This window comes from Paenibacillus sp. J31P13, from assembly GCF_056269295.1.
The window spans coordinates 540905-563727 of the sequence record NZ_JBWDNR010000004.1 but is presented as its reverse complement, the minus strand read 5'-3'; the positions used below and the strand labels follow the sequence as shown (position 1 = coordinate 563727).

17 protein-coding genes, 1 pseudogene and 1 riboswitch are annotated in these 22823 nt (G+C 41.2%); of the genes and pseudogenes, 13 read left to right on the top strand and 5 right to left on the bottom strand.

What is annotated here, in order from left to right; all coding sequences use genetic code 11:
- Positions 1-529 precede the first annotated feature (529 nt).
- The 3 genes from AC0YOD_RS16700 (at position 530) to AC0YOD_RS16690 (ending at position 3526) form a co-directional block, all read left to right on the top strand.
- Positions 530-1192 (top strand): MgtC/SapB family protein, encoded by a 663-nt coding sequence (locus AC0YOD_RS16700; protein ID WP_475800456.1) that lies wholly within the window; start codon positions 530-532, stop codon positions 1190-1192.
- A 286-nt stretch (positions 1193-1478) separates the two neighbouring features.
- Positions 1479-2696 (top strand): ATP-binding protein, encoded by a 1218-nt coding sequence (locus AC0YOD_RS16695; protein WP_475800455.1) that lies wholly within the window; start codon positions 1479-1481, stop codon positions 2694-2696.
- A 95-nt stretch (positions 2697-2791) separates the two neighbouring features.
- Positions 2792-3526 (top strand): glucose 1-dehydrogenase, encoded by a 735-nt coding sequence (locus AC0YOD_RS16690; RefSeq protein ID WP_475800454.1) that lies wholly within the window; start codon positions 2792-2794, stop codon positions 3524-3526.
- A gap of 91 nt (positions 3527-3617) precedes the next feature.
- Here AC0YOD_RS16690 and AC0YOD_RS16685 read toward each other — a convergent pair whose 3' ends face one another.
- Positions 3618-4334 (bottom strand): hypothetical protein, encoded by a 717-nt coding sequence (locus AC0YOD_RS16685; protein WP_475800453.1) that lies wholly within the window; start codon positions 4332-4334, stop codon positions 3618-3620.
- 231 nt (positions 4335-4565) lie between these two features.
- Positions 4566-5321, bottom strand: coding sequence for an SDR family NAD(P)-dependent oxidoreductase (locus AC0YOD_RS16680; RefSeq protein ID WP_475800452.1), 756 nt, complete (start codon positions 5319-5321; stop codon positions 4566-4568).
- Between the two features lie 150 nt (positions 5322-5471).
- On the opposite strand from AC0YOD_RS16680, the gene AC0YOD_RS16675 reads away from it, so the two are divergent.
- Positions 5472-6725, top strand: coding sequence for a helix-turn-helix domain-containing protein (locus AC0YOD_RS16675; protein WP_475800451.1), 1254 nt, complete (start codon positions 5472-5474; stop codon positions 6723-6725).
- 85 nt (positions 6726-6810) lie between these two features.
- On the opposite strand, the gene AC0YOD_RS16670 is transcribed toward AC0YOD_RS16675, so the two are convergent.
- Complete coding sequence (locus tag AC0YOD_RS16670) at positions 6811-7275, bottom strand: VOC family protein (protein ID WP_475800450.1); 465 nt, start codon at positions 7273-7275, stop codon at positions 6811-6813.
- A 157-nt stretch (positions 7276-7432) separates the two neighbouring features.
- On the opposite strand from AC0YOD_RS16670, the gene AC0YOD_RS16665 reads away from it, so the two are divergent.
- Together AC0YOD_RS16665 and AC0YOD_RS16660 are read left to right on the top strand one after the other, a co-directional pair.
- A complete protein-coding gene (locus AC0YOD_RS16665) occupies positions 7433-7867 on the top strand; it encodes an Lrp/AsnC family transcriptional regulator (RefSeq protein WP_475800449.1) in 435 nt (144 codons plus the stop codon).
- 322 nt (positions 7868-8189) lie between these two features.
- Entirely contained in the window at positions 8190-9671 is a 1482-nt protein-coding gene (locus AC0YOD_RS16660; protein ID WP_475800448.1) for a malate:quinone oxidoreductase, read from the top strand.
- Between the two features lie 187 nt (positions 9672-9858).
- Here the strand turns inward: AC0YOD_RS16660 and AC0YOD_RS16655 are convergent, their stop codons facing one another.
- Positions 9859-10467, bottom strand: a complete 609-nt coding sequence (locus AC0YOD_RS16655) for a TetR/AcrR family transcriptional regulator (protein WP_475800550.1) — start codon at positions 10465-10467, stop codon at positions 9859-9861.
- A 330-nt stretch (positions 10468-10797) separates the two neighbouring features.
- On the opposite strand from AC0YOD_RS16655, the pseudogene AC0YOD_RS16650 reads away from it, so the two are divergent.
- The 3 genes and pseudogenes from AC0YOD_RS16650 to AC0YOD_RS16640 form a co-directional block, all read left to right on the top strand.
- A pseudogene (locus AC0YOD_RS16650) lies at positions 10798-11819 on the top strand (DHA2 family efflux MFS transporter permease subunit); the annotation flags it as partial.
- 304 nt (positions 11820-12123) lie between these two features.
- On the top strand, positions 12124-13095 hold the full coding sequence (locus AC0YOD_RS16645; protein WP_475800447.1) for an alpha/beta fold hydrolase: 972 nt from the start codon (positions 12124-12126) through the stop codon (positions 13093-13095).
- Between the two features lie 147 nt (positions 13096-13242).
- Positions 13243-13584, top strand: coding sequence for an MGMT family protein (locus AC0YOD_RS16640; RefSeq protein ID WP_475800446.1), 342 nt, complete (start codon positions 13243-13245; stop codon positions 13582-13584).
- A gap of 105 nt (positions 13585-13689) precedes the next feature.
- Here AC0YOD_RS16640 and AC0YOD_RS16635 read toward each other — a convergent pair whose 3' ends face one another.
- Positions 13690-16830 (bottom strand): hybrid sensor histidine kinase/response regulator, encoded by a 3141-nt coding sequence (locus tag AC0YOD_RS16635; protein ID WP_475800445.1) that lies wholly within the window; start codon positions 16828-16830, stop codon positions 13690-13692.
- 188 nt (positions 16831-17018) lie between these two features.
- On the opposite strand from AC0YOD_RS16635, the gene AC0YOD_RS16630 reads away from it, so the two are divergent.
- The 4 genes from AC0YOD_RS16630 to AC0YOD_RS16615 all read left to right on the top strand — a co-directional run bounded on the left by AC0YOD_RS16630 (position 17019) and on the right by AC0YOD_RS16615 (position 22815).
- Positions 17019-17585, top strand: a complete 567-nt coding sequence (locus tag AC0YOD_RS16630; RefSeq protein ID WP_475800444.1) for an RNA polymerase sigma factor — start codon at positions 17019-17021, stop codon at positions 17583-17585.
- Complete coding sequence (locus tag AC0YOD_RS16625) at positions 17557-19248, top strand: DUF4179 domain-containing protein (RefSeq protein WP_475800443.1); 1692 nt, start codon at positions 17557-17559, stop codon at positions 19246-19248. The genes AC0YOD_RS16630 and AC0YOD_RS16625 overlap by 29 nt, the downstream gene beginning before the upstream one ends.
- Before the next feature lie 115 nt (positions 19249-19363).
- A riboswitch (cyclic di-GMP riboswitch) is annotated at positions 19364-19447 on the top strand.
- A 139-nt stretch (positions 19448-19586) separates the two neighbouring features.
- Entirely contained in the window at positions 19587-20486 is a 900-nt protein-coding gene (locus tag AC0YOD_RS16620; RefSeq protein ID WP_475800442.1) for an amidase, read from the top strand.
- Between the two features lie 127 nt (positions 20487-20613).
- Entirely contained in the window at positions 20614-22815 is a 2202-nt protein-coding gene (locus AC0YOD_RS16615; RefSeq protein WP_475800441.1) for a family 2 glycosyl transferase, read from the top strand.
- Positions 22816-22823: the final 8 nt, after the last annotated feature.

Genomic DNA, 22823 nt, shown 5'->3' with positions numbered 1-22823 from the left:
TATATGTTGTAACCATTTAAAAATCTTTTTCGCGATGTAATAGTTAGATACTCCGTACATAGCCAATATAAATAAAAATGCAAATACCATTTGGTACACCATCCTATTTCTTTAGATATCAAAAAGTATAAGTCTTATTCAAGAACCGTACCATAACGGGAGGTAGGATGCGATTAATAAAAAATGAGGGAGCTGTATGAGCATGAACGGTTCCAAAATATTTAGCCGAATGGTTCACAATATCGGGTGACGTCGAGCCAAAAATATTCATAATTAACCACCTACCCCTATACCATATATTTATTCTAACATTACGCTTCTAGCTATAATATCGAAATGCACTTCCTTAAACAGAACATTTTTTTCTTTGTGAGGGGTACTTTATCTAAAGGTGATGAAACAGTATCTGCTCAGCAATAAGACTATTGATCGCTTGCGCTATCGCTTCGGACTCATTCCAACATCATGTTATACTCTAATGATTGCAAGTCTGACAATGTAACTAATCTAAGGAACAAGGAGGAGTTTCATGGAGTACGCTTTTCTATTGCGAGTTGTCTTGGCAGGTGTTTGTGGGGCATTTATTGGATACGAGCGAAAAAGTAGAATGAAAGAAGCGGGTATTAGAACTCACTTTGTAGTTGCGGTTGGAGCGGCTCTTATGATGTTAATATCCAAATATGGTTTTGAAGACGTGACAGGTAAAAGCGGCATTGGACTTGATCCGTCACGAATTGCGGCTCAAGTGGTTAGTGGGGTCGGTTTTCTCGGGGCAGGCATGATATTCATGCAGCGGCAGACGGTGAAGGGTTTGACAACAGCTGCTGGAATATGGTCGACTGCGGGTATAGGTATGGCAATTGGTGCTGATCTTTATATAGTAGGTGTAGGTACGACTATTCTTATTTTAATCGCTCAGAAGTTATTGCATAGCAAGATAAAATGGTTTAAAACCCCAAAGACGGAACAGTTAACTATTCATTTGAATAATGAACCTGGCGCGATTGATTATATTCAGAATTTCCTTAAAGAAAGAAATGCAATGGTTTTGCATTTTCATATTGAGAAGTTAAAAGAGTCTTCTGAGCTCGTTCTGGACATTACTATTAAGCTGCCTAAGAACTACGAAGTAGAGAAAATATTACCTCTAATACAGCTATCTCCATTTGTTACTGTTATTGAGGTTCAATAGGTCATTCTGCATATCATATAAAGGGCGAAAAGGTGGATTTTTGTTATTTATTACATTTTAAGAAAACCGCTGATATAATCATTATATTGTCCATTCATTTAGAGTACCTTTTTGGATGGATTGAATGTATGTGAATGGTACGTTTATCAAATTTTCATTTTATCCCGATAAATAAGATAGTCCCAATAAATGTAGAAAAGGGCATCCAACTGGGTGCCCTTAAATTTTTCCCTTGAAAGGGCTTTAAACTGAATAAGATAATAATTTATTTTAAAGTGGTGAATTCATGAAAGAATTTTACAGTCAGGTGAATCGAAAAACATATTACATTGTCATGTTAATCATCATCATTCTTATGGTTACTGGATTAATACTATCTACAACAGAGTTGAACGGAATTCATTTTGGGTATATCATACATTTCTTATGTGTAATGATTCTAACTGTTTGTTTATGGATATATCCTAACTATGAGACACATTTTTTTAGAAGGATCATCATTCTATTAGGATTTGCTTATTTCTATACTCTTTTCTTTTTGTATCCTGAAACGTGGACTACATATATTTTCATTTGTCTTATTCCTGTTCTTTCTATTCTGTTTTTTGATTTAAAATTGTTTTATTTTTCTTATATTGTAAATGGAATACTAATAATAATTACTTTTAGCTATATCATCTTGATTGATAGAGGGGAACTATATTCATATTTACATCATGACATTCTAGGCAATCTTATTAATATAGTAGCGATTCAGGTTTTATTATTTCTTATTTTTCATTTATCATTTAGACGGGTAAAAAAACAGCAGCTTTATTATGAGCAATTACAGCAATCTGAGCGTTTAAAGATGATAGGACAATTAACAGCTGCTATCGCGCATGAAATTAGAAATCCAGTAACCGTTGTTAGAGGTTTTTTGCAATTTTTTAAAGAAGACCCTACATTTGGTGATCCTATAAAAAGCAAATTCAACTTAATGATTGATGAATTAAATACAGTAGAACAGATTATATCCCAATCTTTGACACTTTCAAAACCGAATAGAGATCAAAGACCAGAAAAAGTGAATGTGAAGGATGTTCTTCAGAGTGTTACAGGTTTGCTCAATTCCTATGCCATGCTGTCTGATAATCAAATTGACATACAAGTAGAGGAAGATTGCATGATTTCTATTAATCAAATTGAGTTCAAACAGTTACTCATTAATATAATAAAAAATGCTTTAGAAGCTTCCGGAAATGGTAAATCAGTCTCCGTCATAGCCAATAGAAATAATAATTTTATCGAGATAAAAATCATCGATGAAGGAAATGGCATGTCAGATGCTGAGGTGAAGTCGCTAGGCACCCCTTTTTATTCTTTAAAAAGCAATGGAACAGGTTTGGGGTTAATGATTTGCTTTAATATTGTAGAAATATATGATGGAGAAATTTTTTATAATAGTTCAAAGGGTATTGGAACAACCGTTACGATTCGCTTTCCAGCTACAAATGACCAGTAATAATTCAAGATAAAAGCGTATAAAGCCCAGTTTTGAAAATCATCATGTTTATAATATAATTTAATGAAATTCAAGTACTTAAAGGAGCGATTTAAATGGGACGCTTAGCAGGTAAAGTAGTTATTGTTACAGGTGGCGCACGTGGTATGGGAGAATCTCATGTCCGTAAATTTGTAAGTGAAGGTGCAAAAGTTGTTTTTACCGATTTGAATGAAGAGGGCGGACAAGCCCTAGCAGCGGAATTAGGGGAAAACGTGAAGTTCGTGAAGCAAGATGTAACAAAAGCAGCTGACTGGGAAACGGTTGTTGCAGAAACAGAAAATACATTTGGTCCTGTCAACGTGTTAGTGAACAATGCAGGCATTAGCATGAACAAATCGATTTTCGATATGACAGAGGCGGATTACCGAAAAATAGTAGAAATTAATCAAGTGTCTGTTTTCCTTGGAATAAAGGCAACTATTGCTTCTATGAAAAAGACAGGCAATGGATCTATTGTGAATATTTCATCAATGAATGGGTTAGTCGGTGGAGCAGTTGGTTATACGGATACGAAATTTGCGGTTCGCGGTATAACGAAAGCAGCGGCTCTTCAATTGGCATCGCTCGGCATCCGAGTAAATTCCGTGCACCCAGGTGTTATTGAAACTCCAATGGTTACACAAGGTGATGCAGTCGATGTGATCAAAGAATTTGCGAAACATATTCCACTGCAACGATTGGCTCAATCTGAAGAAGTATCAAATCTTGTGCTCTTCCTTGCTTCGGACGAATCAAGTTATTCGACGGGTTCTGAATTTGTCATCGACGGTGGATTAACAGCAATGTAATAAAGAATCATTTAGAAGGCGGATACGATTAAAAAAAGAGGGAACGTCAGGCAAAAAGCTTGAACGATTCCCTCTTTTTTCGGTTATTCCACTATATTTGGCTTCCCAATGTTCGCATAAAAGTATCTATATTGTTCGTTATGAACCCAGTATTTTTAAATTCAGCATGGTCAATAATATCCTTGATATCTTTGACGAACGCAGCCAAGCTGGCAGTAGAGGCATTCCCAAATCTGTTTTCACCGATGATGTCCTCAATCTGTTTGGCTGCTTCCTCTCTATATTCCTTTATCCAATCTTTACGAGTCGATACTTTCTCAGCAAAGTTTATCAAGATGATACTCCAATCTTTTCCATTTACAATAGCTTCCTGCAGCTTGCCCAGCGTTTCCGGCTCGAATTTCTGCATCATGTCTGTCAAATTTATATAATCGTCCGGAGCCCCAATCGGCCTTTGCGGCGGTGTTACGTAATGGATTTCTTTCGTTTCTGGGTCTACGGTTCCGGTTTTGGAGATGGCTCCGATTTGACGGATCGTATTCATAAATTCCGCTGCCTCGTCATCTTTCAAGTAGTTGTCCGCTATATACTTAGCTTGAGCGAGTCCCAATTCTAATAACGCCTCTCTTTCCTCCTCACTCGTTACGTCTGTAATGAAATTGGATTGAATGATGCCGTATACCGCTTCCTTCACTTTCGAGGGTTGATCTTTGAGAACACGATCCAGCGAATCATTGATTTGAACGGTTCCAAAATATTTAGCCGAATGATCTACATTAATCGTACTAATTTGGCCATGACAAAACATGATCAGAATCAGGTGTATGAAGTGGATGTATTGTAAGGCAGATTTGTACCGTTTAGCTACCATAGAAAAATTCAACGCAGCCAATAAGGCTGTGTATCGATTATAAAAAAAGTCCTTCAGCCGCTCTGATGCGGTGAAGGACTTTTAGAGGCCATGTGGATCTGTCGCAGTTCCTTTACAGTGTGCTTACTTCGAACGGATTGAATCCGCCAAAGGAGCAGTCTAATTCGTTTAGAGCGTCAAACCGCCGTCGATCAGTACGATGGAGCCTGTCATGTAGCTGGAGCGATCGGAAGCGAGGAATGTGACAAGTTCCGCAAGCTCGTCCGGTTTAGCATAGCGACCCATACGCATATTGCCGACTTCCTCTGGCACATATCCCCCCGACATGAATGCTTGCTCTACACTTTTCGTCAGAGCTGTTTCCACGCCGCCTGGACAAATCCCGTTGATACGGATGCCTTTCTTCACATACTCGATCGCAGCACCCTTCGTCAGACCGACAACCGCATGTTTGCTGGCGGAATAAGCGGAAGCGCTGTGCTCACTTTTTACCCCTGCCGTCGAAGCGGTATTAATGATCGTTCCGCTTTCTTGCTCTTCCATCACCTTTAGAACATATTTCATACCAAGAAAGACACCTCTTACATTGACGTTCATAATCCGGTCGAATTCATTCTCATCAATGTCAGCGAGCTTCGAGAACTTCTGTACAACGCCGGCATTGTTAAAGAAAATATCGATACGTCCGTAAGCATCAACGGCCGCTTTTACATAGCGCTGAACATCCTCGCTTTTTGACACGTCGGCCTGCACGAAGATGGCTTCGCCGCCCTGTTCATGAATAATCCCAACCGTCTCTTGCCCGGATTCCTGATTAAAATCGACAACGACGATCTTCGCGCCGTAGCCTGCCATTTTTAAGCTGCTAGCACGGCCGATACCGCTTCCTGCTCCAGTGACGATAGCTATTTTATTTTCCAACATTTCGAATCATTCCTTTCGAGTGTTATAGCAGAGGATTTGTACACTCATATTGTAATGCGCTTTCATAATTGAAAATTGTATTTATCAATGATTTGTAGTACTTTTTTATCATCTTCTTTTTAAACCTAATCGTACTCTATGGAGGTTCGCATGAATAAGCTCCCCGAACTGGTTGTTTTTGGCCGGCTTCTCTTCGATGTTATTGGACTTCCTGTATTTATCATACATCCGGGCCGAACCATTGAAGCGGAATACGCCGACCTTTCGCTTCACTCTAACCCTTATTTTGCATCCATTCGCGAACAGCTAGCTGGCTACGCTTATGCGCTGTATGCAGCAGAGCAGCCGGTTCATTTTACCCGTTCCAGACTGCAGTATTTTTTTGTAAATGCGCTTGACGAAAACCAGCTTGCCGGTACGCTCGTCGTTGGTCCATACATACATGAAAAGCCGAAAGGGGGCGAATGGAACGAGACAATGAGTTCTCTCCCAACCGGTAACCGAAGACATTTTCTCCAATTGTACGAAGAAATTCCGCTATTCTCCCCGGAGCGCATTCCTGCTTTAAGCCGGATGATTTACTATGTTATTCACAGGCAGCTCGTCGATTCGTCGACTAGTCTTCTAGCGGATGGTATACCGTTGCCAGAACCGGTTGTGGAGAAGAAAGAGCCTGATGCCGAGCTGTCGCGAAGACGTCGCAGCGGCATGCTGCATGCCAACCTATCGCATGAGCGAGTCATGCTGCATTACGTGCGCAACGGGGAGAGGGAACGAATACGAACATTCGTCACGGAAACCATCATTGCCGAGGAGGAGTTTGGCGTGCTGGCCAAGCGGAGCAGGCTTCGCAGTGAGAAGAACCTGATGATTACGGGAATCGCTTTAATCTGCCGAGCTGCAATTGAAGGAGGATTGCACGAGGAGGATGCATTTACACTGAGTGATTTCTATATTCAGCAGCTGGAGGAGAAGGATACGCTGCAAGCAATCGGCGCCATCATGACTGAAGTACTGTTCGACTTCGTCGATCGGGTGTCGGAGGTTCGACGGGGTCACTACTCGCCCGCAATACAGGATAGTCTTCATGAGATCGCCAACCGTTTATACGGCGACATTACTCTTGAACGGCTAGCCGAGAGCACGAATCTCAGTCCAAACTACTTGTCGAGCCTGTTCAAGAAGGAGGTTGGGCTGACCATTTCCGAGTACGTCCAACGCGAACGGATTGAAGAAGCGAAGAGGCTGCTCACGCTAACCGATTATCCGATCGCCGATATCGCAGCCTGGCTGAATTTTAACGATCAGAGCTATTTCAACAAGGTATTTAAAAAATGGAGCGGTATGGCGCCGAAGGTATATCGGAAGAACGAACGGCGCCCGTCGCAAAAATATATGGAATGAGGGCTTTGATATTCATCATAGACAGAGGTCAAAACTTGCTTTAAAAATATAAGCGAGAACTCCTAAAAAACGTTTCTTGGTTCATCTAGTTTGTATGGATCTTGGCAGACCTATCAAAATCAACATCTTCAATAAATTCAATAACTTCTCCATTTGGACTATGAATGACAGCGTTCTTTACTAAAAGGGGTGGTTCGCCAAGTGAAAGGGAATCCGGTTCTACAAAAGCCTTTGCTCCGTGAGCAAGGGCTTTTTGATATATCTCCACTACATTATCCACATAGAAGGCGAAGTGTAATAATGCTCCGTGAGCAATATCTTCATCAGACGATGTTTTCTTACCTTGAGCAGGAATGACTGCATCATTATCAAAAATTTCAATACAGGTTCTTTGGTCAGGTGAAACTAGCATGGTGGCTTCTTTAATCTGAAAAGACGGCAGACTCCAATGATGGCCTACCTTGAACCCTAAAACTTCCGTATAGAATGCAATCGTTGCTTTATAGTCTTTGGCTTGGATCGCTACATGTGAAAGACCCTTTACGCTCATGGATAATCTCTCCTTATTTAAGATGGATTTATTATAGTCATATTCAACGATGGAATACATACGAAAAATGAGCACTTTATAGTAATATGGTTATTAAATATAAGGAAATTAAGTTGAATAGGATTATTTTATTAAATTGGGTTAGGAGGTCATTGATATGGAGCATCTAATCGATGACATTGATAAGAAAATCATGAAATTCCTTCAGCATAATGCGCGAATGCCTATTTCTCAAATCAGTAAAGAAGTTTCCATGTCTCAACCATCCGTTAAAGAACGGATTATCAAGCTAGAAGAGAAAGGTATTATTTCTGGATATGCTGCGGAATTTAATTTACGGGGTCTGAACCGAGGCACAACCACTTTTATTCTATTAAAAACAGAGCATTGCCAGGAACTCGTGGATTTCTGCCAGGATGCCAAGGAAGTAACGGATTTGCATCGCATTAGTGGAGAATATAATTACCTTATCAAGGTACAAACGGCATCCATCGAGGAGCTTGCCGAATTTCAAGATTCCCTTATAAAGCTCGGACCTTCAAAGTCTCATATCAGTTTGAAAAATATATTGGAACATAGAGTTTTGCTCTAAATTAGCTGATGCAAGTGTAAGGGACAGCCGATAAAAGGAGTTAATTTCTTGGTTTTTGTAAGTTCAAAGAGTCAGGTGGATAGATTTTTCAATTCATAACTGTATCAGTATGTCACCACCGAAGTTTACCAGCTTTTAAATAGTTTGAAACTAGCGTATTATAGTATATATATATTTGAGTCTATTGATTTTATTGATACATTATGATCGTGTTTAAAATGAACCAGAAAAGGTGTGCGACTAGTAGTCGCGCCATAGCTTGCTGTGACGCCTAGGACTGTCTACATCCTTTCACAAATCATAGGGTATAAGGAAGGTAAAGATGAGTAACAAACAAACTACGACAGACGTTATTTTAATTGGTGCTGGAATCATGAGTGCGACTTTGGGGTCAATGCTGAAAGAATTAGTTCCGGACTGGAAAATTTCAGTGTTTGAGAAGCTCGCAAGTGCAGGAGAGGAAAGCTCTAACGAATGGAATAATGCGGGAACTGGGCATGCTGCATTGTGTGAGCTGAACTACACTGTCGAAAAACCGGACGGATCAGTTGATATTAGCAAAGCTATAAAAATCAACGAACAGTTCCAGGAATCAAAGCAGTTTTGGTCTTATCTGGTCGAAAACAATCGGTTACGTGATCCACAAGACTTTATCATGCCATTGCCACACATGAGTATGGTACAAGGAGCAAAAAATGTAGCGTTTTTAAAAAGACGTTTTGAAGCCATGTCAAACAATCCTCTGTTCCAAGGAATGGAGTTTTCTGATGATCCGGAAAAACTAATGAAGTGGATTCCACTTATAATGAAAGACCGTAAATCAAATGAACCAATAGCGGCAACAAAAATCGACTCGGGTACTGATGTCAACTTTGGCGCCTTAACACGCATGTTATTTGAACACTTAAAAACTAAAAATGTCGACATAAATTACAAACATAGTGTTAATAATATCAAACGTACCAGCGATGGCTTGTGGGAATTGAAAATACGAAATATCGATAGCGGAACCGTCGAACGCCATACTGCAAAATTCGTATTTATTGGCGGCGGGGGCGGAAGCTTGCATTTGCTGCAAAAATCCGGTATTCCTGAAGGAAAACATATTGGTGGATTCCCGGTGAGCGGGCTATTTATGGTGTGTAACAATCCGGATATTGTAGCGCAGCATCATGCTAAGGTATACGGTAAAGCTCCAGTAGGTGCTCCTCCGATGTCTGTACCGCATCTTGATACAAGATTTATCGACAACAAAAAATCATTGCTCTTTGGACCGTTTGCCGGCTTCACACCAAAGTTCTTGAAAACCGGTTCCATGTTTGATTTGATAACTTCCGTAAAACCGGATAATGTCGTAACGATGCTGGCGTCAGGCGCAAAAAACATTCCGTTGACAAAATATCTCATCCAGCAAGTTATGCTATCGAAAGAAAAGCGTATGGAAGAGTTACGAGAGTTTGTTCCGAATGCTAAAAGCGAGGATTGGGATCTCGTGGTAGCTGGCCAACGTGTTCAGGTTATCAAAGATACTCCTGCCGGCAAAGGAATTCTTCAATTTGGTACAGAAGTGGTTAGTGCCGCTGATGGTTCAATAGCTGCATTGCTCGGCGCTTCTCCGGGTGCATCTACTGCTGTTTCCGTTATGATTGAGGTATTAAACAAATGCTTCCCGCAACATATTAAAGAGTGGGAACCGAAATTAAAAGAAATGATTCCTTCTTATGGGGTATCACTATTGAAAAACCCAGAGCTAATCGACGAAATTCATACTACCAAATCGCGGACGCTTGGTCTAAGCAGGTAATAAATTGTATGCTTAGTGACCGTCTTATTTGTCACGACCATGGGGGTAAGCAACGGCCATCATAGCCATTCAACATTTAGACACCCTCTTATCATTCAAACTTGATTTATTTATTGCTAATATGAACAGGGTTATCCTCTTGTCGATGAACGGATCGACTTGGAGGGTAACCCTGTTTTTGATTTATTTATTTCAGGTCTATGAGCGGGTACGTATTTTGGTGTAAACGGAACAATAGGGAAAGCTGCTTGGCGAGAAAAAGTGGTGTATAGGGCATATCATTGCGAAGCCAGCAGACAATTGTACCGATGAAGGCGGACGAACCGTACCAGATTGCAATATCTTTGGGAACGGTGACAGCCGAAGGTGATGAGGGATCATTTAGGTTCTTGCCTCTGTTAGTGATAATATCAATGATCAGATTCGTAAGCCGTTCAGTGAAGATAGGTATGCGCTGTGAAGCGAGCAGCACCTTATAAAACTTTGAATTTTCCGCGACATGCTCAAGCATTTTAACCAATATCGTCCCATCCATATCTGAACGAGACTGATCCCGAACATCATTCACGATAGTATGAATTTCATTAATCATGTCATCTGCCAACTTCTCAATCATTTCCGGAATATCCCTATAATGAAGATAGAAGGTAACACGATTGATAGTAGCGCGTTCTGCAATACGATTCACGGTTATTTTTTCAAGTTCAATCTCCTCAAGCAAATCGATAAATGCATCCCGAATCAATTGGCGCGTGCGAAGTACACGTGGATCCGTACGCACCGTTGTTTTTGACATCATAAATTCTCATTTCCTTTCTTAATGAATGTTTTATACAACAATTAGATCCTGTTATGTAGTTTAATTTCTGCTTAGATGACAGATCTTGACAAGCTGTTAACTAATAAACATTTTCAGGAAATCTGTAGTTTGTAAAATATAAACGAGAAAATTATAATGTTTAACATTGAGTTTATTATACTACAAAGTGTCAATTAGTATCAGGTAAATTTGAAGGGATTAAAGCATGATGAGTAAAAGTTTAGCTTTTGACAGCAGTTCCATTAAGAAAGGTCCTTTGTTGTTTGTCATGATTCTAGGGGCGTTCATCGCCGTTTTGAATCAGACTATATCATTGAGCATTTTTCTTGGCGTACAATGTTTTATGGAATGATTCCAATTGTTATAATCGTGATTGGGGTTGCCTATATTTATCTGAAAAATGTGGCTGAACGTTTATATCCTAAAATTGATATTTTAGGAGTCATTCTCTCAACAATCGGATTCGGAACCTTGCTTTATGGCTTCAGCAGTGCGGGAAGCAAAGGCTGGTCAAGCGCGGAAGTCATTGTTTCTCTGGTTACAGGTGTGGTCGCCTTGATATTGTTCACATGGAGACAACTGGTTTCGAAGAGCCCGCTGCTAGATCTCAGGGCTTTCAAATATAGCATGTTCTCCCTAACAACCATCATTAATATTGCTGTGACAATGGTGATGTAAGCAGATATGATGCTGCTGCCACTATATTTGCAGAGTGCACGTGGATACACCGCTCTAGAGTCTGGGTTGCTAATGCTCCCTGGTGCCCTTCTAATGGGCATAATGATGCCAGTGACAGGAAAGCTGTTCGATCGGTTTGGAGCGAAGTGGTTGTCTATCATCGGTATGGCGATTACGATCTTGACAACCATCGGATTCGTTAATCTGACCGACTCCACGAGCTATACGTATTTGGTTCTGATGTCCACAGGACGACGCTTCGGTATGGCGATGTTCTTGATGCCAATCACTACGGCGGGCCTAAATCAACTTCCAGCAAGACTGAATGCTCATGGTACCGCTATTTCTAACACCATCAAACAAGTAGCAGGTGCGATAGGAACCTCTTTGCTTGTCACAGTTATGGCAAACCGTACCAAGTCTCATGCTGAAGAAATGTTCGCCTCAACCGGCACCGGCTCAGGTAGTTTTACAAAAGAGCATATCATGATGGAGGCTCTATACAGGGTATTAATGACGCGTATCTAGTCATTATCGGAATCGGAATTGTTGGTCTCTTGCTTTCATTCTTCATTAAACGTGAGGGACAGGCCGAAGAAGTAGAAGAAACCAAAATGGCCTTGAACCGAAAAGTAGCTAGCGAAGTGTAGAAAGTGCAGATAGATCACATTTTGACGTGATCGAAAAGCAACTAGGCTTCTTCGTTTTTGAATGTATCATCGCAAAGCGCATATTCGGCAAAACAATAAAAGCGAACAGACCAATGCAGTATGCTGCGGTCTGTTAGCTTTTATTGCTATTGGTAAGGTGTTCTGTGATAGGCTAAGCTGCTGACGAAACAAAATAATCAATTAAGCTAGAATTAAGACCGTGTTTTCTCCCCGATAAGATTGAGCACTTACAATGAAGGAAACAGCAGGAGTGTATCTGTTAACTTAAAGGAGAGTGCGAGAGTTGAAAAAGTGGCGTACAAAATTATGGAAGACGGCTATTTTCGGATTGCTGGCTATTCTTGTTCTTCTGGGATCAGGCGCGATATATGAATTGGTTAGTACTCGTCAGGATCTAAAATCTTATACCCCCAGTGGAAGGCTTTATAATATAGATGGAAAAAATATGCATGTATATACTGGAGGGCAAGGGGATCTAACGGTTGTATTTGCTTCCGGGTGGGGTACAGCCAATCCTTATGTAGACTTCTCCCCTTTATATGAAAAGCTCGCGCCATATGTTAAATTCGCAGTTTATGACCGGTTCGGCTATGGATATAGCGATACAACGGAAAAGAAGCGTGATATTGATACAATAACGAACGAAATACATGAAGTACTGCAAGCATCTGGACAAAAACCGCCTTACCTCTTTGTTGGACATTCGCTTGGGTCCCTCGAAGTGCTCCGGTTTGCACAGAAATACCCGGACGAGGTACAAGGCATCGTGATGCTGGATAGCGGAAGTCCTGAATATTACTACGATGATACAGAGAATCCAGTAAGCGGCGGTTTTATTAATAAGCTGCTCATCAAAACAGGCTTGATTCGGATGTTGTTTCAATCCGACAGTGTTGTCGAAAACTCACGCGCAATTCGCAATAGCTTGATGTTCGTCCCAGATGAACTGAAGGAGGTTGACTTGAAAGCCTCATTGCTTAAGCTTGAAAATGCTAATATAGATGACGAACTGCATCGATCTCGGGCTAACGCAAAGGTCGTTTTGGATGACAAGAAGCCCTTCCCTTTTCCACTTACGGTGCTGACCTCCGATTATCTGGGAGTTACCGATGACGTCTGGAACAAATATGAAGAGGAATTTACTTCTTGGTCTGTACAGGCGAGGCAAGTGGTGGTTAAGGATACCGAGCATTATATTCATCAATATCGTCCTGATCTCGTTGCAGATGAGATATTGGCTTTGGCCAAGCGGTAGATCCTCTGACCGCAGCCTTGATTAACTGGTACCTAAATAAGAATTAAATAAGGATATCTTAAATAGGCTTTGGTTTAAGATGTATAATAACTAAGTACCAGTTAACTCGTCTTTCTCATGATGATGAACGGAGGATCTAGCGAGCAAATGAAGCCATTTACAAGCAGGGTAATTGCTATTATAAAAAACATTCCGGCAGGTTATGTAATGACATACGGGCAAATTGCCAAGCTGGCCGGTAGTCCAAGAGGCGCCAGGCAGGTAGTAAGGATTTTGCATTTGATGAGCAAATTACACGATCTGCCGTGGCATAGGGTCGTCAATGCCAAAGGAGAAATTGCTATTAAGGATGATGAGTCCCGTTTCATGCAGACCGCTTTTTTAAGCGATGAGGGTGTTACAGCAGGTGAGAATGGTCTAATTGATCTGAATAAATATGGGTATACGCCATTTAATGAGGATTTTTATCTGCATGAAGAGATAGATTAATACCAAAAACCATTAGTATCACATGGGATAGTTGTACATCAAGCAAAAATAGTCCCGCCCAGAAAAGGGTTAGGGACTATTAAGTATTTTTGTCTTCGATTTTTCTCAACTATTAGTATTGCTATGGTTATTCGGAATGACAAATGAAACGGTTGTTCCTTCATTAGGATTACTGAGAATAGACAAGCCTCGACCATACAATTGTGTTAATCGACGATTCGTATTAGTAATGCCAATACCGCGATTTCTCTTCAATGTCGGACTCAACAGTTCCAATACCTTTTCCTCTTCCATACCTTTGCCGTCATCTTTTACTTCAATAAGAGTGAAATTGTCCTGCCGACTAATCCGAATATGGACCGTACCGCCTTTATTTTGACTAAGTAGGCCATGCTTTACAGCATTTTCGATTAGCGGCTGTATAGAGAGTGGAGGAAGAAGCAAGGTGATAGTGGGATCAACTTCCCATATGACAGATAATCGGTCTTCAAACCTTACCTTTTCAATATACAAATAGGCTTCGACAAGCTCCAGCTCATGAGTAAGCTCGACCATTTTTCCCGTATTTAAAAAATCAAAGCTAATCCGTAAATATGATGCAAAAGCATCCCCCATATCTCTCATTTTTTCTGTATCTATATAACTAAGTGCCATAATAGAGTTCAGCGTATTAAATAGAAAATGAGGATGAATTTGAGCCTGAAGATAGGCAGCTTCTATGCGTAAACGTTCATTTATGGATTGCTTTAGGGTGGTTAACGCTCTAATCCGGTATTTAAGTTCCAGTGCGTCAACAGGTTTGGTCACATAATCATTGGCCCCTGAAGAGAATCCGGTGTAAATGTCAGCAGGCTGACTACGCGCGGTTAGAAGTAGAACGGGAAGTTCTAATAGAGAGTAATGCTCCCGTACTTTCTGCGTTAGCTCATAGCCGGACATATGCGGCATCATGACATCGGCAATCAGCAGATCCCATTGTTGTGTGCCTAACAATTGTAACACCTCTTGAGCGGAATGGACGGTTATGACGTTATATGGCTCGGTCGATAGGATACCAACAAGCACATTTAGGTTAACGGGGTCGTCATCAACTGCAAGAATATTAATTTTCCCATCATTGAAAAGCGGTGGGATAAGTACGGAAGTCGCCAATTCGTCGATTACGTTGTCGGGATAAATTAATCCGGTATGAACATTTTCACTTCTATCCGTTATCCCATGGCTATGAAAAGGCTGCTCTTGTGACAATGGCAGATTTGACATGTTCGCTAACGGAAGATTAAAACGGAATACGGAGCCCTTGCCTAGTTCAGAAAGAACGGTTAATGCACCGCCATGCAATTCTACCAACTGCTTGCAAATGCTTAAACCAAGTCCGATTCCTCTCCCATCACTGATTCCATGAGACCCTTGTTCATAGGGAAGAAATACGCGCAATTGCGTTTCCTCATTCATTCCGACACCAGTGTCGGAAATATGGATAATAGCATATCCATCCTGGACCTGAGCGGAAACGGAGATGACTCCTTCATCTGTGTATTTAAGGGCGTTATGCAATAAGTTATATAAAACCTGTACGAGTCTTTTTTCCTCGGCCATAACCGGAGGTATTGATTCCGGAATATCCATAATTAGTTGAATGGGTTTGCCTTCAATCATAAATTTTAGCATACCGATTACGCCGGGAATGATCGATTGAATTTTTAACGGTTCTAGCTGCAGTATAATCCGGTGTTCCTTTAGTCGTGCGACATCTAGGAGATCACCAAGCATATGCGACATTCGGCGACTTATAGTTATGAGCAGTTCCATATCTTTAAGGCTTTTCTCATTCAGCTTCTCTTTCTCTTTGCTTACAACGGTTTGAGCAATGTTCATAATACCGTGCAGCGGCGTCCGCAGCTCGTGTGAAGTATTAGCAAGAAATTGGTCTTTCAACTTGTCGGCTTCTTGTAGCTGCTCATTTAGCTTCGTGTTTTCCTTGGCGTTTCGGAAGTACTTTTTGAACCAATAAGTAGAAAAGCCAATAATGGCTGCAATAATATCAAATGGATAGTAAATGATTATGACTTCTTTGAAGGTATACAAAATGTCCCAGTAAAAACCGGACAGGATGCCTGCTACAGACAGCAGCAAAAAAATAACGTCGCTATCGGTTTGCTTCATAAACAACATTTTTGCAATCGAATAAATAAGTGAAACAAGAGGGAATAGATAGAAAAAAATAAAAAAGCCTAATTCAACTGACCCCTGCACAAGTGGAGCGGATGCAACCAGCAGAAACCCAGAGTATAAAAGAAGTGCTGCAGTGTAAGCACGCAACCACCTGTTCTTGTGAGGAAACGGAGAAAACCTTCTAAAGAGAGCAAGGATAAGAAAAGATTGCCATGCATAAGAGAGAAGTTTAATCTTAAGCGCCCATGAATAATTGATCGGCAGCCATAGCAAGAGCAGGTTATCGTGATCAATGACAATAATGATTCCAGCCAACAGCGTCAACAATCCAAAAAGGAACAACGCCTTCTCTCGCGGATTAAACATATAAAGGATACAAGCATACAGACAATGGACCAGCAAAACAATAAATGTAGCCAATTGAAACCCGATGGAATACCAGCGGACGTAGTCAATCGCTGCCTGAGAGCCGAAGCGAATAGAACGCAGAATACCGCCATTGTATGGATCGTCAAAGTTAGCTACTCGAATCAGCACCTCCATCTCTTCCGAACCTTTTTCAGAGTAGGAAGCTGTGTAAGAGACACTTCTCGGCTTGTAATCCGCAGCCTTTTCAGCAGGGTTCCCGATATCCCCCTCAGTCAGTCCATTTATCTCCACGGTAGATGAGGTTTGTATATTTTGAAGCCAAAAAGAGACAGGCTGCTCCAGCGGATCGACTAGTATTCGCAGCCGATAGGTTCCGTATCCATACGAGGTATCAGGGTTACTTTCTGTTACACTACCCCAGTCTCCCGGAACCTCAATATAGCGCGATTGGTCCTCAACCATCTGTACATCTGTCTGAGAAATTAATTTTTCGGGGTAAAATTCCCATTCGCCTTTTAACGCAATGGTAGAAGACTGACTAAAGTCCCAACCACGCATGTCGAGTATGCCTTGGACAGCATCAGGATGTTCTGAGGTATAAAATATTTCGGACCAAGCTAGTCGTAAGCCGAGGAGCAGACTAAGAAATAATAGAATGGCGGCTATATATTTTAAGGTGAGTTTATTTTTTATTCGCGTCATCATACAAAGAAATTCGACATATTCAGTGTTTTTACCTTTATTTACTTGTTTTTCTCTATTCTTAAAAGGTAACGGGTAATGCACCAATTTTTTACCGCAAACCTCTAAAATGAAGTGAGAGAATATAAATGGTTGGGAGTCTTAGTAGTAACATTAACAAAAGTCAGACCGAAAGAGGAGGGGAAGAAGTGGAGCTGACAGACGATCATTCCATTATTGAAGCTGTACTGTGCGGCAATAAACAGGCGTATGCGGACATCGTTCGGCGCTATCAAAATAAGCTTTACGGTTTGTTCCGTAAGATGGGATCTTCTGAGGCTGATGCAGAAGATCTAACTCAGGAGACGCTGCTCAAAGCCTATCGTAAGCTGGCATCACATAATCCAGCACAGAGCTTTGCCGGATGGATATATACAATCGCCGTCAATTTGCAGAAGGACCGCGGACGACGAAAACTACTAGAGTCCCCAGCGCAGGAAGATAGGTATGAACGAGAGACTCCGGAATCGAAGCTTTTGCAAAAAGAGCTGCGCTCCGAGCTAGATCGATTGCTCGAGAGGCTGCCAGATCAATATCGACTGGTTCTAATTCTACGATATACGAATCAGCTCAACCATGAAGAGATCGCTGGGATTACCGGCATGTCGGTACGACAGGTCACCAATGCCATCCATCGTGCCAAAATCAGCCTGCGGAAAATCGTAGAGGTCAAGGAGGGACAACGTTATGACATTCTGGGATCGTACAAGAGCTAAAAAAGTCGAATTTATAGAAGGCCGCGACAGATTGATAAGGGAAGATAAAAAATGGGAAAATGTTCTCTTTGATGAAAGGCTTCAAAACGATTTTACAGAGAAAGTAATGCTGAAACTAGAGGGTATTGAGATTGAGCCAGCGGAAGGATTCGATGCCGCAGACCACGATGTATTGGGATCCCGTGAGAGTGGGCAAACAACAGGAAATGCGGTGCATGGTTTGACGGAATCGGAATCGGCAGGTTATTCGTATTGGACAAAAAGATGTAACATCGGCTCAGATGTATCATTCATCGCCGCCCAAGTGAAACGTCAACGTACCGCCAAGAGCTTACGAAGTCGCAAAGCTTGGAGCATTGCGGCTGCCGCCATCGTACTTACCGGGAGCATGCTCATGTATGCGCAACCGACTCTTGCCGAAATAGTGAGATCGCTGTTTGCTCAGAACAGCTATGTGGATAACGGAATGAAGCAAGCACAGGAAGCGGGACTGGTACAAATTTCGGGTGCCAGCGCTGTCGACCAAGGTTATACGTTAAAGGTTAATGAAGTCATTGCCGACTCAACCCGTCTCGTTATCGGGATCGATATTTTTGACACTAAGGGAAATGCTGTAATTGGAGAAATCCAATTCCCTGATGCTGATTTCACCATTATGGATATTCAAGGTGCTCACTTTGGAGATGTCTCCCATGCCGTAAGCACAGGCGGCAACCAGACTACGAGCAGGATCGAGTTCTCCTTTAATCGGCCGGTACTGACAGACAAGCTTCAGCTTACTGCACATATTAGCCAATTGATCCTTCATGTGGGCGAACAAGGACCTGACTTTTCAGTAAAAAGGATTAAGGGAGACTGGACACTGCGTTTCCAGGCCGATTTAGCCAAGGCCAAAGCCCAAACGCTGCTGACCCCCATTGACAAAACGTATGAGACACCGGGCGGCATACGTATTCATATGCTGGGGGCAACCCGTACCCCGAGCGGAGGATCGCTTGAGTTCACCACGGCTCTGACGAAAGAAGCGGGGGAGCGCGCGATAAATGGACAAAGCGGGTTCCATATAATCAAGTATCATCTGGAAGATGCGCAGGGTAAAATACTCACTGAAAGTCCTGAGTTAACGGAGATGGAATTTTCCAGCCGCAAGTCCGTATTGGACCGGTGGAGCGGACTGACGAACTGGTTCAATCCATTCGACAACTTTGCCTATGACAAACAGCAGATTCGGTTTGTACTGGACAGCTATGTCATTCGGGAGAAAAGTGAAGCTGAGATCGTGCTAGATCCTTCTAAAATTTCTGCTGAAAACCCTGTCAAACTGGAAGAATCGGGTGATGTGTTTCTAATCAAGGGAATAACAGTCGATCGAGGATTCGGATGGATTTCACTGGGTGACGTGCACAACGAATCGAGTGCGGGAGAAAGCTGGGTTGCAATGGATGAGAACGGCAAGGAATATTACATGTACCTCGCCCAAAAATCATCCAATGATAATACGAATCAGGAAGACGCGAGAAATGACCAGTTTATTATTGAGGGTATGAAAGAAATGCCGAAGCAATTGACGATTAAGCGTAACGCGGTCAATCGGGTGTATAAGGACGTGGACTGGTCATTTGTGATTCCGCAGACCGGAACGATTGGTGTTGTCGCGCAGTAAACTAGGATGTTTCTATAGCAGGGGAAATGATTTTACCATTCTGTTAATGGTTTGAGAAATCTTATTCGACATTTCACTCCATAACGATTAAGATGAAATCAATAATTAAATATCATCGCGATAATAGCAAACCTGCCGTAAGGCAGCGACGCAAAGCTATAGGGCCTAACGGTGAAATCCAAGGCAGCCAGTTACCGAACGAATATGGAGTATTAATAAAAGCTGCGACTTTTGTTTTTTCTGCATGATTTGAGCACAGTTCGGTGTGAAAACCGGACTGTGTTTTTTATTTCAACCCTAGTCCTATGACGATGAGATGAAGAAGGGTGAAGACAACTATGAAGAAACCAATCCAACTCATATGCCTTATTTCTCTATTACTCTTCAGCTTTCCAGGGTTGACGGTAGCAGCTGACTCGAAATACACCTTTCAGAATTCGACCAATATATCGACATGGTTATGGGATACTTCTAGAATTGTATCTGAATCCGACCTCATCATTCATAATTTAGTGAACCATAACGTTAAGGATTTATTTCTACAAATAGATACGACAATTGAGAAAAAGGTTTATCGGATGTTTATTAAGAATGCGACAGCCAGTGGGATTCGTGTTCATGCACTGGACGGTGCACCTGAATGGGTAGGCAATAATGGATCAAAGCTGCAGGCAAAGTTTTTGAATTGGTTGATGGACTATCAGAAAGCAGCGTTAACGAATGAACAATTTAAGGGAATACATGTAGATGTTGAACCTTACGAGCATGAACAGTATGAGGCTCAAAGTAAAAAATTGTTAGAGCGATATCAATTGATGATGATTACATTTAGAGACCAAGCTAATGGAATGAAACTAGAGCTTGGAATAGATATACCTTTTTGGTTTTACGGTGTTATGTACAACAATCAATATGGCAAGGGAAATATGGCAGAGTGGCTCTGTAAACATGTGGAGTATATGACCATTATGGCCTACAGGGATACAGGAGCTGGGACGGATGGAATTATCGGTATTTCTGCTAGGGAAATGAAATTATTTAAAGATTATCATGTAAAGGGCACGATAGCCGTAGAAACAGGAAGACTATCTGAAGAATATAAATTCGTAACCTTTTTTGAAGAATCTAAAGAGTATATGTATGAGCAGTTGGATCTTGTATATGAGCATTACAAAGATGATTCTGCATTTCATGGATTAGCTATACATTATTACGATAGTTGGATGGCTATGAAATAAGATAGCCTTAAAAACCTCCAGATTTTACGCTGGAGGTTTTTTGCATTTTTGATGTGTTTATGTAGCCAGTTATGTTGACATACATGTCAATATGCCTATATCATTGCACAGAGCGGAGGCTATAAAAATGACAAAAAAACTAAAAATTAGGTTTGGCCTTGTAGCATTATTTGTTTTAATGTGTATTGTATTAGCGATTTATTTGGTTTTTTCTTTGAAAAGTGAAAAAAATGACGAAAACACTCTTCCCAACGAGGAAAGCGGTGTTCGTTATATAAGTAAGACAGACCATGACTCTTTCTATGTTCACGAAGGTAATGATTGGAAGAAGAAGTTTATTAAGGGTGTTAATATCGGGGCAGGCAAGCCGGGTGCTTTTCCCGGAGAACTTGCGATTACGTATGATGAGTATTACCGATGGTTTACTTATATATCCGAAATGAATGCCAACACAATCCGTGTATACACGACGCTGCGTCCGCAATTTTATAATGCTTTATATGACTTTAATCAAGCAGCAGAAAAAGAAGGCAAGGATCCGATTTATGTCATTCATGGGGTTTGGGTTAATGAGAATGATATCGTGACGATTGAGGATGCTTTTGGCGATGACAGCAAAATTATGAATGATGTCATTAAGAGCGGTGAAGATATTGTTGATATCATACATGGCGATAAGTATCTGCCAGTTAGTAAAGGCCATGCAGACGGTACATATACAACAGATATATCACAATATGTGATCGGATGGATATTAGGAATAGAGTGGGAACCTTCATTCGTTATAGGAACAGACGAGAATAACAAGGATCGCTCAAGCTATGATGGAGAGTTTCTATACACAGTCGATGCTTCACCATTTGAGGCTTTCTTAGCTGAAGTCGGTGATAAAATCATTGATTATGAAATGACCAACTACAATATGCAAAGGCCGGTTGCGTTCTCCAACTGGGTAACGACCGACCCGCTCGAGCATCCTAATGAGCCGTATGTTAATGAAGACTCTGTTGAAGTGAATGTTGAGCATGTGAAATGGCATGACGAGTATAAGCCAGGGATGTTTGTGTCGTATCACGTCTATCCTTATTATCCAGATACATTTAGTTTTCAAGCCGACTATATCAATTTCAAGGGCCCGGATGGAAAACCAGATCCTTATTTAGCTTATTTAGAAGACATAAAGAAAGTACATTCTATGCCCATTGTCATATCAGAGTTTGGTATACCTGCTTCAAGAGGGAAAGCGCATGAGAATAGAGTAACAGGATTTAACCAAGGTTTTATCGATGAAAAGACGCAGGGCGAGATGTTGGTGCACATGATGAACGACATGCACATTGCTAATCTTGCCGGTGGTATTGCCTTTTCATGGCAGGATGAATGGTTCAAGAGAACGTGGAATAACAATGATCTTGATATGGTAGATTCCAGACCCTATTGGTCAAACACACAGACGAACGAGCAACACTTTGGGTTACTAGCCTTCGACCCTGGTACTCCTGATAATATCATTTATACAGATGGTCAGGTTGATGACTGGGCGGATATTTCACCTTTCTATGAGGATGATGATAAAAGGCTGTATGTAAAGAGTGATGAGGCATACGTCTATTTCAGAGTGGACTCTGAAAGTTTTGATTTTAATAAGGACACGTTATTAATACCAATTAATTCCATAGGTGAGCAAGGAAATCAAAAATATCCGGAATATAATACAACGTTTAGCGAGGATGCAGATTTCGTACTGAAAATCCACGGGAAAGATGATTCCCGCCTGCTTGTTGATGCTTATTACGATAATTATTATTTCCGCTATGGGGTTCTCACCGATCTTATAGAGAAGAATAATGCCTTTCATTCGAAAAACTCAGGCATATTCAACCCCATTCGTCTGGCACTGAATAAGAGACTAGTACTTCCACAAGATAAAACGGTTATCCCGTTCACAGGCTATGAGACAGGCCAGCTTCTATATGGAATATCTAATCCTGAGCATGCGGAGTACAATTCGCTAAGTGATTTTTATTACGAGGATGGGCATTTAGAGATTAGAATTCCGTGGCAGTTGTTGAATGTAATGGATCCTTCTAAAAAAATGGTCATTGATGATATGAACGCTCGCGGTAAAATATCACCGCTAAAAGTGAAGGGATTTGGTATTGGAATCGATGTAATTAAGGACGGCTCCGTCAAGGGTACTCAGAACCTAGCAATGAAGGAATTCAAATGGGATGAATGGGATCAACCAACATTCCATGAGAGATTGAAGAAATCTTACTATATTGTAAAACAAGGGTTCAAAGAGCTATCGGCAGAAAATAAGGAATGAACAGAGGA